A 13,120-nucleotide genomic window follows, 5' to 3' on the forward strand; every position below is an offset into this window, starting at 1 on the left:
GTCGCTACGCCTTTCGGCCCCTCCCGTTCGCGGGAGGGGTTTTTTATTGCCCTGATCGCACGAGCCCTGATCGGGCGAGAGGCAACCCCAGCGCGCCCCGCGCGTAGTTTACGCATCTGTAACGACTTGGAGAGGTCGGGATGCGTTTGGTTCTGGTGGCGTCCGTCGCAATGGCTCTGGTTCTTCCCGGTTGCGGGGAAAAGGTGCCGACGCTTCCCGAGGAGGCCGTCGATCGCGCCGCGACCTGCGGCGTCGTCACCGCCGCCACCTTGCGCGAGAAAGCGGGCGTGAAGGGCGACCTTCCCGCCGAGGCGCAGGAGCGGATCTTCCATTATGCGCTGCTCGCCGGATCCGAAGGGCCGGTGTTCGACAATGAGCGCGCCAATGCGGTGTTCCAGCGGATGCCGGGCCTGTTCGACACCACGATCAAGGGCAAGTGGCAGGTGCTGCAGCCGGCCTGCGCCACCGCCTATCCCGCGACCGCACAGGACAAGCCGGCGCTGCCCGACAGCAAGCTCGACAGCGCGCTGCAATGCTATGTGCTGACCGACTTTCTGCGGAAGGCGTTCGGCGGGCAGGGCGCCTCCTATGGCGACGCCACGATCAAGCTGGGCGTGCTGAACACCAAGCTGGATGCGAAGGTTTCGCCGCTGCTGAAAAGCGCGGGCGTGGCGCCCGGCGATGCGCTCCAGAAGAAGCGTGGCGAGGCGCTGGCGGCCGTGGCCAAGCTCGGCCAGCCGCAGGCAGTGGTGAAGGCCTGCGAGGCGAAATATGAGTGAGGGGACAAGCCGCTCCCCTCAGCGCAGCAGATAATCGCTCACGACGGCGGCGATCCTCTCCCCGGCCCGGCCATCGCCATAGGGGGAGGGGATGTTCGTCATCCGGGCGTGGGCCGCTCCGTCCTCGATCAGTTCGATGGCGGCACGGACGATGAGGTGGGGATCGGTGCCGACGAGGCGCGAGGCACCGGCCAGCACCGCTTCGGGCCGCTCCGTTTCCGTCCGCAAAACCAGTACAGGCGTGCCCAGCGTCGGCGCTTCCTCCTGCACGCCGCCGCTGTCGGTCAGGATCAGGCGCGCGTCGCGCATCGCGTGGACGAAGGCGCGATAGGGCAAAGGCGGCCCCAGTTCCACGCGCGGATGGCGGCCGAGAGCGGCATGGATCGCCGGTGCAAGGCGTGGGTTGGGGTGGATCGGCCAGCGGACGCGCAGCCCGGGCAGGCAATCCAGCAAAGCGGTGATGGCGGCGGCGATGGCGGGCAGCGCGCCGACATTTTCGCGGCGGTGAACCGTCACCAGCACCGTCCTGTCCGCCTCGGTCGCGCGCGGGGGCAGCGTGGCCGCCATGCCGATCAGCGTATCGATCACCGTATTGCCGGTGACGTGGACATGATCGGCCGGCACGCTTTCCCGTCGCAAATTCGCGGCGGCCGCAACCGTTGGGCAGAAATGATGGCGCGCGATCAGGCTGATGATGCGGCGGTTCATCTCCTCGGGAAAGGGCGTGTCATGCGCGCCGCTGCGCAGGCCGGCCTCGACATGGCCGAACGGGATGCGGATCAGGTGCGCCGCCTGGGCCGCTGCCCATGCGCTGGTGGTGTCGCCCTGTCCGATCACATAATCGGGCCGCTCGCGCGCGAAACTCTCGCTCAGCGCGATCAGGCAGCGGCCGGCCAGTTCGGGTAGCGCCTGGCCGGGCGACATCAGATCGAGATCCTCATCGGCGACGAGGTTCACTTCGGCCATCGCCTGATCGAGCAGCTCGCGATGCTGCCCGGTCACGATGATGCGGATAGCGAGCCCCGGAAAAGGACGGAGCGCGTGGACGACGGACGCGAGCTTGATCGCTTCGGGCCGCGTTCCGATGATGACCGCCACCCGCGTCACGGACGCGGCCCTCGCACGCCAGACGCGATCGGATCATGCCATCCCGGCCCGAGCATCGTTTCCCTCCCCCACGCAGGAAAAACGCACCGTCACCTGACTAACAGCGATTTATGGCTATTCGGCGTGCGCCGCGTGCGCGCCTCCGCTTTCCGGCCGGTCGGCCAGAGCCGCCTCCAGCCTGCGCGTCACGTCCAGCGGCGATCGAGACGCCGAACAGGATCCAGATCGCACGCACGGCAGCTCGTTCGCCCGCGTCGTGCCGACCGTTTCGATCCGATCGACGAACACCGGCAGCGTCGGATTCGCGGCGGTGACGAGCGGTGCCTGTTTCTTCGCCGCGGCGATCCCTTTGCCGCCGCCGGCCGTCAATGCGAGCAGCTCGAATGCGAGCGCCCGTAGCGTCTTCAGGTGCGTCGGGCGACTCAACCGAGAGCTGCGGGCTGGCGGATTCGATCGGCCGACAGCGCGACCTTCAACGCCGACACATAGCCGAAAAAATGGCGAAAAACGGCCCGCGCGGCCGCCGCCGACGCGCAGCGCGCGCGCTCCCCAAAACTCATGCTGCCCCCGTTTTCTTTCGGCCCGTCCCGACACGACGGTGACGCTAGCATGTTTCCTGCTTGTGCATCTCTTCAATTTTCGACAGGAATATGCCCAACGATGCAGGATTTCGAAGTAGGAAAAGCAAACTCATGGACGAATCTGGTAGCTATTCGATCGATGCGACAGACTTTCGCATTCTGCGAGAGCTGAGCGCGGATGGACGCGCTTCCGATGTCAATCTCGGCGAGCGCGTGCACCTTTCCAGCACCGCCGCGGCGCGCCGCCGCAAGATCCTCGAAGAACGCGGCGCCATCGCAGGATATACGGCCAAACTGGATTTGCCGAGACTGGGTTTCGGCATCGTCGTGATGGTCGCGATCGAGCTTTCCAGCCAGGCCGAACAGGCGCTGATGGAATTCGAGACGGCGGTCGTGAAGTGCCCGTCCATGTCCTATTGCAGCTTCGTCTCGGGCGATACGGACTTCCTCATGATGGTCCACGTCCGCAGTCTTGAGGATTATGATCGCGTCTATCGCAGCGAGCTTTCCACGCTGCCGCACGTCGCCAAGATCCGCTCCAGCTTCGTCATGCGCGAAGTGATGCACCGCACCGTGGCGCCGATCGTGTTTAACGGGCCGATCGAAGCGCGCTGATTTCGGCGGTGAATTTTGACGCGCATTTCACTGTGTGCGCCTGAAAGCGGAGGTAGGAAAGCTCGCCTTAGCGGATTCCCAATCAATCGACCCCCGAATGTATGAAGATTGATTGGATCGAATGCGGCGCTTCTGTTACATCTTTGTTCATCGCAGGAGAATCGGACGACCGGGGCGGAGCATGTATTCCGCCCCGGCGCCAGATCCGGTCCCCAGTAGAGAACTTAGTGTGATTTCAGGGTGAGCACTAAAATATAAAAAATGGGAGAAGATTGCTTGGGGGCCTTTCAATTGAAGGGGGCAATCGATGACGACTCTTCTTGGCGCAGTCGCGACCAGTGAACGAAATTCTCCGTCCGCAACGAAGCGGGCGGTCCTCGCAACTGTCGGCGTGATGGCGCTCTGCCTTGGTGTCGAAGCTGCGTACGCCCAGCAGGCGGCCGCTCCGACCACGCTGGCCGCCGAGGAGCCGACGCCCGCCAACGAGGGCGAGATCACCGTCACCGGCACGCGCATCGTGCGCGACGGCTACAGCTCGCCGACGCCGGTCTCCGTCATCAGCACGGAGGAAATCAATCGCGAAGCGCCGGCCAACATCAACGATTTCGTGAACACGCTGCCGGCCGTGCGCGGCTCCGCCACGGCGGCCAATTCGAACGGTGCGCTTTCGAATGGCCAGGCGGGCGTGGCGACCGTCAACCTCCGCAACCTCGGCGCGAACCGCACGCTGGTGCTGCTCGACGGCCAGCGCTCGGTTTCGTCCACGGTCGACGGCACGGTCGACGTCAACACCATTCCGCAGGCGCTGATCCAGCGCGTGGAAGTCGTGACCGGCGGCGCTTCGTCCGCTTACGGTTCGGACGCCGTCTCGGGCGTCGTCAACTTCATCCTCGACAAGGAATATAAGGGCCTCAAGGCCGAGTATGAATATGGCGTCACCACCTATGGCGACGGCGCCAACCACAAGGCCTCGCTCACGGGCGGCATGACCTTCGGTGACGGTCGCGGCCACCTGATCGCGTCCGGTGAATATTTCCACCAGAAGGGCATCCAGACGATCAACCGCGACTGGAACGACAGCGGCTTCTTCACGATCAACAACCCGTCGTACAGCGCGGCGGCCTGCACCGACAACAATGCGGCCACGATCTGCACCAGCGAATATCTGGTCCGCAGCGGCGTCGGCTCGGGCAACTTCACGCCGGGCGGCCTTGTTCTGGGCGCGCGTAACTCGGCCGGTGCGATCGTCGGCCTGACCAGCGCCACGCTGGGAGCGGCTGGCGCTGCGCTGACCAACACCTATTTCGGCACGATCAATCCTGCCACCGGTCGCGCCACGACCGGCACGCTCGCGGTGGGACCCCGCTCGGGCCAGTGGATGACGGGCGGCGACTATGTCTATTCCAGCTCCAGCCATGTCGGCTCGGCGACGTTGCAGCCTTCGGAGGATCGCCGCAGCGCCTTCGGCCGTGCCAGCTATGAAGTGGCGCCCTGGCTCAACGTGTACGGCCAGTTCGGCTACAGCTATTATCAGGGCCTGAGCTTCTATCAGGCGACGCCTTCGCAAACCACGCCGGGCGCGCCAGGCGCCGGTACGACCAGCGGCGTCGAAATCTTCTCCGGCAATCCGTTCCTGCCGGCCGCGACGCAGGCGCTGATGACCGCCAACAACCTTCAGTCGATCGTCATCAGCACCGGCAATGCCGGCCTGCCCGCGCAGGGCAGCAAGATGAAGCGCGAAGTGTTCCGCTACGTGGCGGGCGCGGATGGCGACTTCTCGGTGCTGAAGCGCGACTGGCACTGGAGCGGTTACTACCAGAAGGGCATCACCAAGACGCACGAGTTGCTGGTGAACGCCTGGAACTATGATCGCATGACGAAGGCGACGAACGCGGTTACCGCCGCGAACGGCACCATCCAGTGCGCCGTCAACGCCGACAGCATCACCACCAACGACGACCCGGCCTGCGTTCCGCTCAACCGGATCGGCGTGGGCGGCATGAGCCAGGCGGCGATCGATTACGTAACCGGCAACGGCCGCAATCCCGCCCGCGATCAGCGGATCACGCAGGATATCGGCGCGGTCAGCTTCTCGACCAACAACCTGTTCGAAGTCTGGGCCGGCCCGGTCAGCATCGCGTTCGGTGCTGAAGCGCGCAAGGAGAAGGTCAGCGGCTTCGTCGACAGCTTCTTCGCGCCGATCGGAACGGGCAGCACGATCAACCCGACGTGGCGCTATGGCAATTTCATCCCTGTGGTTGGCCATTACAGCGTGAAGGAAGCCTTCGTCGAAACGGTGATCCCGATCATCAAGAACATGGACTTCAACGGCGCGCTGCGCGTGACCGATTACTCGACATCGGGTCGGGTGGAGACGTGGAAGACGGGCCTGACCTATCAGCCGATCCCGGACGTCAAGTTCCGCGGCACGATCAGCCGCGACATCCGCGCGCCCAACCTGGGCGAACTGTTCAACCCCGGCGGCGGCGCGACCAACTCGGTCAATCGCCCGGCGGTTGCTGGCGGTGCGAACACTGTTTCGGACACGTACATCAACTCGATCGTCGGCAATACGGCGCTGAAGCCGGAAATCGCCAAGACCTACGGCGGCGGCGTGGTGCTGACGCCGACCTTCCTGCCGGGCTTCGCCGCCTCGGTCGACTATTACAAGATCAAGCTGACCGGCGCGATCTCGACCTACACGGCGCAGAACCTGGTGGATCTCTGCTACGGCAACCTGCAGGACGCCTCGTCGTGCAGCTACATCAACCTCGCTTCCGGCGGCACGGCGACGCCGACCAACCCGAATGCCGACATCCAGAGCGTCACGATCAAGCCGCTCAACTTCGTCGGCATCAAGACGGAAGGTATCGACTTCGAGGGCAGCTATCGCCGTCATGTCGGCCCCGGCACGATCAGCCTGCGCGCGCTTGCGACGCACGCGATCAAGCTGGAAACCAACAACGGCATCGCCGCGATCACGGACTCGGCCGGCCAGAATACGGGCAGCCTGCCGAAGTGGACCTTCCGCTTCTCGACCGCCTATAATCTGGACAATGGCCTGTCGTTCCAGGCGGTCGCCCGCGGTGTTTCGCCCGGAAAGTACAACAACAACTACATCGTTTGCGATACCAACTGCCCGGTTTCGACGAGTGACTATCGCACCGTCAATTACAATCACATCAACGGTGCGTGGTATTTCGACGTGAACGCGGACTACAAGTTCGTGGTGATGAACACGAAGGCTTCGGTCTTCCTTTCGATCAAGAACATCCTGAACAAGGATCCGGTTCTGGTCGCCAACGGTCCGAACGGCGACAATACGGAAGCGTATCCGCAGACCAACCGCCAATTGTATGACGTGTTGGGCCGTGTGTTCCGGATGGGCATCCGCGTAGATTATTGATCCGACGACTGCCGGGCGGGTTCCTCCAGGAGCCCGCCCGGTTTCTTTTTGATCGTGTAACGCGCGCGATGAAAGGCCCCCGGCGGGCAGATCGATCGCGACCGGAGTGAATGTGATGGTTTCTTCCCGTTCCACTTTGCCCGTGACCCCGCTTCCGATGGGTGCGGCATGCTGGAGACGGGTGCGCCTTCCTCGCTGAAAGCGCGCATGGCCGACGACCGGCCCGGTGCCCCGGACCTGGACCCGGGAATAATCCGATCGCCAATTTTCCCAGATAGTGGATAAGGATTACGGCGCACTTTTGAATAAATTTGCATAAATGCTGCGCTTAGAAAGAATGCGACGATCAGAGTTTGAATCGAGACGAAAGTTCATTGCTAAAAACGTGATATGAAATAATACAGAAATATAGGGAGAGGATTACCCAGGGTGTAGGTTTGTTAAGGGGTAATTGATGATGAATGTGCTTGACCATATGGCGGTCGGCGATCGGAAGATCTTGTCCAAATCGAAGCGGTACGTTCTTGCAACTGTTGGAATGATGGCGCTCTGCATGGGCGCCGAAGCTGCCCACGCACAGGAGGCTGCCCCCGCAGCACCTGCCTCTCTCGCCCAGGCCCCCGAGGCCGCTCCCCCAGAGGGCGAGATCACGGTCACCGGCTCGCGCATCGTCCGTGACGGTTACAGCGCGCCGACCCCGGTTTCGGTGATCAGCACCGAGGAAATCAACCGCGAAGCGCCGGCCAACATCTCGGACTTCGTGAACACCCTGCCGTCGGTTCGTGGCTCAAGCACGGCGGCCAGCACGAACGGGTCCTTGTCGAACGGTGGTGCGGGCGTCGCTTCGGTCAACCTCCGCAGCCTGGGCGCGAACCGTACGCTCGTGCTGATCGATGGCCAGCGCTCGGTCGCATCCGACACCAGCGGCACGGTCGACACCAATCTCATCCCGCAGGCGCTGATCGAGCGCGTCGAAGTGGTGACGGGCGGTGCGTCGTCACAATATGGTTCGGACGCCGTCTCGGGTGTCGTGAACTTCATCCTGAACAAGAAGTTCACCGGCGTTAAGGCCGAATATAGCTATGGCGTCACCGATTATGGCGATGGTCAGAACCACAAGGCTTCGATCACGGCCGGCACCGATTTCGCCGAGCATCGCGGTCATGTGATCGTCAGCGGCGAATATTTTCATCAGGACGGCATCGACACGGTCGATCGTGACTGGAACAATTCGGGCTTCTTCCAGATCGACAACCCGAATTACAGCGCGGCGGCCTGCGCGGCGTCGGCGGCCTCGTGCGTCAATGCGCGCACCATCGCCACCGGCATCGGCTCCGGCAACTTCACGCCGGGCGGCCTGATCCTCGGCGCGCGCGCCAATGGCTCGACCAGCGTGCTTCCCGTTACCGGCACCGCCTTGGCCAACACCTATTTCGGCACGATCGATCCCGCGACCGGCCGCGCCGTCACGGGCACCCTCGCCGTCGGCCAGCGCAGCGGCCAGTGGATGCAGGGCGGCGATTATCAATATGCCAGCTCCAGCCACGTCAATTCGTCGAGCCTGCTGCCGTCCGAGAAGCGCAAGAGCGCGTTCGGTCGCCTGAGCTGGGATTTCTCGTCCGCGCTCAAGGTGTTCGGCCAGTTTGGCTACAACAGCTATCAGGGCCGCAGCTATTATCAGCTGACTCCCTCGCAGACGACGGCCGGCGCGCCCGGGGCCAGCACCACCAGCGGCGTCGAGATCATGGCGGATAATCCCTATCTGCCGTCGAACATCCGGACGCTGATGCAGGCGAACAACCTGCAGTCGATCATCATGAGCACCGGCAATGCCGGCCTGCCCGCGCAGGGCAGCAACATGAAGCGCGAAATCTACCGCTACGTCGCGGGTGCCGAAGGCGATTTCACGGTGCTGAACCGCGACTTCCACTGGAGCGGTTACTATCAGAAGGGCATCACCAAGACGCACGAGCAGCTGATCAACGCGTGGAATTATGATCGCATGGCGAAGGCGACGGATGCCGTCACCGCCGCCAACGGCACGATCCAGTGCCGCGTCAACGCCGACAGCATCACCACCAACGACGATCCGGCCTGCGTTCCGCTGAACCGCATCGGCGTGGGCGGGATGAGCCCGGCGGCGATCGCCTACGTTACGGGCAACGGCCAGAACCCGCTGCGCGAACAGACGATCAAGCAGGATTCCGCCGCGCTGAACGCCTCGACCAACAATCTGTTCGAGCTGCCGGCGGGTCCCGTCTCGATCGGTTTCGGCATCGAGCATCGCCGCGAAGCGGTGAAGGGCTCGGTCGATGCATTCTATGCGCCGATCGGCACCGGCAGCGCGATCGTTCCGACGTGGCGCTACGGCAACTTCATCCCCGTCTTCGGTCATTACAGCGTGACGGAAGGTTATGTCGAAACCATCGTTCCGATCATCAAGGGCATGGATTTCCAGGGCGCGGTCCGCGTGACCGACTATTCCACTTCGGGGCGCGTCACCACCTGGAAGACGGGCCTGACCTATCAGGTGATCCCCGACATCAAGCTGCGTGGCACGTACAGCCGTGACATCCGCGCGCCCAACCTGAGCGAGCTGTTCAACCCCGGCGGTGGCTTCACCAACGCGGTTGTTCACCAGACCGCGCAGGGCAGCACGACCACCGTGTCCGACACGATGATCGCGTCGCAGATCGGCAATCGCAACCTGACGCCGGAAGTCGCCAAGACGCTGGGTGTCGGCGGCGTGTTCACGCCGCGCTTCCTGCCGGGCTTCGCGGCGTCGGTCGATTACTACCGGATCAAGCTGTCCAACGCGATTTCGACGTACACCGCGCAGAATCTCACCGATCTCTGCTACGGCGAACGTCAGAGCGCCACGGCCTGCTCGTTCATCAACCTGACGGGGGGTGGCACGGCGTCGCCGACCAACCCCGGTGCGGACATCCAGAGCATCACCATCCAGCCGCTGAACTTCGTCGGCATCAAGGATGAGGGCATCGATTTCGAGGCGAGCTATCGTCGTCGCATCGGCCCTGGCGTGAGCATGTTCCGTGCGCTCGCTACCCGCGCGCTCACCTACATTGCGGACAGCGGCGTGGCGCTGGCCTATAATACGGTCGGTCAGAACACGGGCAATCTGCCCAAGTGGACCTACCGCATGACGGCGGCCTACAATATGGACAATGGTCTCGCGTTCGAGATGGTTGGCCGTGGTGTCTCCGGCGGAACCTATGACAACAGCTACATCGTCTGCACGACGAGCTGCCCCGTCTCGACCGTCGATCACCGCACCATCAACAACAACCATATTGCCGGTGCCTGGTATTTCGACCTGAACGCCGACTATAAGTTCACGGTCGCCAATACGAAGGCGGATCTGTTCATCTCGATCCGGAACGTCTTCAACAAGGATCCCGTCCTCACGGCCACCGGCCCGACCGGTGACAGCACGGAGGCTTATCCGCAGACGAACCGCAGCCTCTATGACGTTCTGGGCCGCGTGTATCGCATGGGTATCCGCGTCGAATATTGATCCGACCCCTGCCGGGCGGCCTCTTCGGAGGTCGCCCGGTATTTTTGTTGTCTCTATTTCGTGCCTACAAAGTGGCCCGGCCAAAGCCGGAGCCGATCATCGTTGGGAGATGAATTCGATGCGTGTTTCCCGCTTCACCCTGCTGGCGACGGCGCTGCTTGCGGGCACCGCGCCGCTCGCTGCCGCGCAGGCCGCAGCCCCCGCCGCGATGAAGGCCGCCGCCGCCGCCGATATCGATGCCCACGCCAAGCTCGTCCAGGAAATGGTCGACAGCGTGTTCAGCTTCGCCGAGCCGGGCTTTCAGGAATTCAAGACGCAGGAATATCTGACCGCCATTCTCGAGAAGAACGGCTTCAAGATCACCAAGGGCGTCGCCGGCATCCCCAGCGCCTGGACGGCGACGTGGGGCGAGGGCGGGCCGCTGATCGCGCTCGGCTCCGACGAGGATTGCCTGCTCGGCGTCTCGCAATATCCGGGCACGCCCTATCTGAAGCCGATGGTCGACGGGGCTCCGGGGCACGGCGAAGGGCATAATGCCGGCATGCCGCTGATGATCGCGGCCGCCATCGCGACCAAGGACGTGATGGAGAAGAACCACATCAAGGGCCGCCTGATGCTGTGGCCCGGCATTGCCGAAGAGCTGCTCGCGTCGAAGGCCTATTATGTGAAGGCCGGCCTGTTCAAGGGCGTGGATGCGAACATCTTCACGCACGTCTCCAGCGATTTCTCTACCTCGTGGGGCATGGGCGGATCGAACGCGCTCGTCTCGGTGGAATATACGTTTCACGGCAAGACCGCGCATGCGGCGGGCGATCCCTGGGACGGCCGCTCGGCTCTCGACGCGGTCGAGATCATGGACACGGCCTGGAATTTCCGGCGTGAACATCTGCCGATCAGCCAGCGCTCGCATTACGTGATCACCAATGGCGGCGGTCAGCCCAACGTCGTGCCCGACAAGGCCTCGGTCTGGTATTATTTCCGCGATTTCGGCTTCAAGCCGGTGCGCGAGCTGTACGAGACGGGCAACGAGATTTCGGAAGCCGCCGCCAAGGCGACCGACACCACCGTCGAGCACAAGATCCTCGGTTATGCCGCGCCGAACTATGGCAACAAGCCGATGGCCGAAGCCGCCTGGGCGAACATCAAGGCGGTCGGCATGCCCAAGTGGACGGCCGACGATCAGGCCTTCACCAAGGCCGTGCAGACCTCGCTCAAGCGACCGGTCAAGCCGCTGGTGACCGAAATCAGCCCGCTCGGCGGACCATATGAGGCGCGCGTGCCCACCGGCGGCGGCTCGGACGATATCGGCGACATCATGTGGACCGTGCCGACCATCACGATCCGCTTCCCCTCGAACATCCCGAGCATGATCGGCCACAACAAGACCAGCGCGATCGCGATGGCCACGCCGATCGCCCACAAGGGCGCGGTCGCGGGTGCCAAGGCGGTGGCGTTCACGGTGCTGGACATGATGACCACGCCGAAGCTGATCGCGGACGCCAAGGAGTTCCAGACCAACGTCCAGCTCAAGGATCAGAAGTATGATCCGGTCGTCGGCCCGAACGATCCGCCGGCGATCTGGCTCAACAAGGACGTGATGGACAAGCTCCGCCCGGAGATGACGAAGTTCTATTACGATCCGGCCAAATATCCGAGCTATCTCGACCAGCTCGGCATCAAATATCCGAACCTGAACACGACGGGCGGCTGACCGCCCGCCGGTCCCCGGCCCGTTGCGCCGTCCCTGCGGCGGGCCGGGGTATAGACGGACGGATGAAAAAGGGCGCTCCGCAGTCTGCGGGGCGCCCTTTTTCTTAAAGGTTGTTGAGGAAGGCCAGCACGTCGGGGAAGCGGCCTTCGGCTTCCGCCGTGCGCAACGGCAGGACATTCTTCACGAGAATTTCCGGCGGCGTCGGCACCTGCTGGAACAGGCCCATCACCTCGTCCGCGAATTCGTCGAGGGGCATATAGCCTTCGCGGGTCGACTGGCCGGGCGTGAGGTCGGTGCGGACGGCCGGCGGCGCCAGTTCGATCACCTCGATCTTGCCCTTCAACTGCTCGCGCAGCGAAACGGTGTAGCTGTGGATCGCCGCCTTGGTGGCCGAATAGGTCGGCGCGCCCGGTAGCGGCACGAAGCCGAGGCCGGAAGAGAGGTTCACGATCACGGCGTCCGGGGCGGCGGCGAGATGATCGACCAGCGCGTCGATCAGCCGGATTGGCCCGAGCAGGTTGGTGACGATCGTCGCTTCCGCCACGGAGAGATCGCGCCGCGCGGTCAGATCCTCGCGCGCCATGATGCCGGCATTGTTCACGATCACGTTGAGCGCTGGGTGCGCCGTGATCAGCCGGGTGGCGAAATCCTCGATCGCCTCGACGCTTTCCACGTCGAGCGTCATCGCCGCCATGTTGGCGCGGCCGGCGATCGTCTCGTTCAGCGCGTCCTGTCGGCGGCCCGCCACGATCACGTGATTGCCCAGATCATGCCAGCGCTGCGCGAGCGCGCGGCCGATACCGGAGCCGCCGCCGGTGACGAGGATGGTGTTGCCGCTGATCTTCATGGGATCGCTCCTGTTGATTGTCCCGATGGAGGGCTCCATCTAGCGCGGCACTGTGGTTTCGAAAGAAGGCACCGGAAAGTTTTATACCCACCAAAAGGAGAGTGTGGGATGGCCACGACGATCGAGCCGGCGAACGAACTGGCGGAACGGGCGCCCGTTCCCGAACGGACATGTGCCGCGCCGGAGGTGGATCCACGCGTGGAGGCCCTGGTCAACGACCTGATCGGCCGCGTTGCCGACAAGTGGACGATGCTGGTGCTGGAGGTTCTGGAAGAGCAGGGCGAATTGCGCTTCACGCAGCTGGCGAAGGCCGTGACGGGAGTGAGCCAGAAGATGCTGACGCAAACGTTGCGTGCGATGGAGCGCGACGGGCTCGTCATCCGCACCGTGCATGCCGTGGTCCCGCCGAAGGTGGAATATCGGCTGACGCCGCTGGGCCGCAGCCTCGGCGAGGCCTTCTGCGGTGTCTGGATCTGGGCCGAAAAGAACCTGACCGCTGTGGACGAAGCCCGCGCGGCGTTCGATGAGGGAAAGTGAAG

9 protein-coding genes are annotated in these 13,120 nt (G+C 63.6%); 6 read left to right on the forward strand and 3 right to left on the reverse strand.

Annotated elements, in window-relative coordinates:
- Positions 1–140: 140 nt before the first annotated feature.
- Positions 141–779 carry a hypothetical protein gene (locus HL653_RS13515; RefSeq protein WP_171744973.1) on the forward strand — a complete coding sequence of 213 codons (639 nt, stop codon included), beginning with the start codon at positions 141–143 and terminating at the stop codon, positions 777–779.
- 18 nt (positions 780–797) lie between these two features.
- Here the strand turns inward: HL653_RS13515 and wecB are convergent, their stop codons facing one another.
- Positions 798–1,886, reverse strand: a complete 1,089-nt coding sequence (gene wecB / locus HL653_RS13520) for a non-hydrolyzing UDP-N-acetylglucosamine 2-epimerase (protein WP_171744974.1) — start codon at positions 1,884–1,886, stop codon at positions 798–800.
- A 114-nt stretch (positions 1,887–2,000) separates the two neighbouring features.
- Positions 2,001–2,480, reverse strand: coding sequence for a hypothetical protein (locus tag HL653_RS13525; protein ID WP_171744975.1), 480 nt, complete (start codon positions 2,478–2,480; stop codon positions 2,001–2,003).
- Between the two features lie 98 nt (positions 2,481–2,578).
- Here HL653_RS13525 and HL653_RS13530 point away from each other — a divergent pair, with 98 nt between their 5' ends.
- The 4 genes from HL653_RS13530 (at position 2,579) to HL653_RS13545 (ending at position 11,734) form a co-directional block, all read left to right on the forward strand.
- The gene (locus HL653_RS13530; protein WP_171744976.1) at positions 2,579–3,082 is read left to right on the forward strand and encodes an Lrp/AsnC family transcriptional regulator; all 504 of its coding nucleotides are present in this window, start codon (positions 2,579–2,581) and stop codon (positions 3,080–3,082) included.
- A 307-nt stretch (positions 3,083–3,389) separates the two neighbouring features.
- Positions 3,390–6,488, forward strand: coding sequence for a TonB-dependent receptor (locus HL653_RS13535; protein WP_171744977.1), 3,099 nt, complete (start codon positions 3,390–3,392; stop codon positions 6,486–6,488).
- 454 nt (positions 6,489–6,942) lie between these two features.
- Positions 6,943–10,023, forward strand: coding sequence for a TonB-dependent receptor (locus HL653_RS13540; protein WP_253716849.1), 3,081 nt, complete (start codon positions 6,943–6,945; stop codon positions 10,021–10,023).
- Between the two features lie 118 nt (positions 10,024–10,141).
- A complete protein-coding gene (locus tag HL653_RS13545; RefSeq protein ID WP_171744978.1) occupies positions 10,142–11,734 on the forward strand; it encodes an amidohydrolase in 1,593 nt (530 codons plus the stop codon).
- A 103-nt stretch (positions 11,735–11,837) separates the two neighbouring features.
- Here HL653_RS13545 and HL653_RS13550 read toward each other — a convergent pair whose 3' ends face one another.
- Positions 11,838–12,581, reverse strand: a complete 744-nt coding sequence (locus HL653_RS13550) for an SDR family oxidoreductase (RefSeq protein WP_171744979.1) — start codon at positions 12,579–12,581, stop codon at positions 11,838–11,840.
- Between the two features lie 108 nt (positions 12,582–12,689).
- Between HL653_RS13550 and HL653_RS13555 the strand changes: the two genes are divergently transcribed.
- The gene (locus HL653_RS13555; protein WP_171744980.1) at positions 12,690–13,118 is read left to right on the forward strand and encodes a helix-turn-helix domain-containing protein; all 429 of its coding nucleotides are present in this window, start codon (positions 12,690–12,692) and stop codon (positions 13,116–13,118) included.
- Positions 13,119–13,120: the final 2 nt, after the last annotated feature.

This window comes from Sphingomonas sp. AP4-R1, from assembly GCF_013113735.1.
Taxonomy (GTDB): domain Bacteria; phylum Pseudomonadota; class Alphaproteobacteria; order Sphingomonadales; family Sphingomonadaceae; genus Sphingomonas_I.

Excerpts from the sequence above, each read along its gene's own strand:
- HL653_RS13555 (WP_171744980.1), top strand. The coding sequence starts at position 12,690 with ATGGCCACGACGATCGAGCCGGCGAACGAACTGGCGGAACGGGCGCCC.
- HL653_RS13550 (WP_171744979.1), bottom strand. The coding sequence starts at position 12,581 with ATGAAGATCAGCGGCAACACCATCCTCGTCACCGGCGGCGGCTCCGGT.
- HL653_RS13545 (WP_171744978.1), top strand. The coding sequence starts at position 10,142 with ATGCGTGTTTCCCGCTTCACCCTGCTGGCGACGGCGCTGCTTGCGGGC.
- HL653_RS13535 (WP_171744977.1), top strand. The coding sequence starts at position 3,390 with ATGACGACTCTTCTTGGCGCAGTCGCGACCAGTGAACGAAATTCTCCG.
- HL653_RS13540 (WP_253716849.1), top strand. The coding sequence starts at position 6,943 with ATGATGAATGTGCTTGACCATATGGCGGTCGGCGATCGGAAGATCTTG.
- HL653_RS13515 (WP_171744973.1), top strand. The coding sequence starts at position 141 with ATGCGTTTGGTTCTGGTGGCGTCCGTCGCAATGGCTCTGGTTCTTCCC.
- HL653_RS13530 (WP_171744976.1), top strand. The coding sequence starts at position 2,579 with ATGGACGAATCTGGTAGCTATTCGATCGATGCGACAGACTTTCGCATT.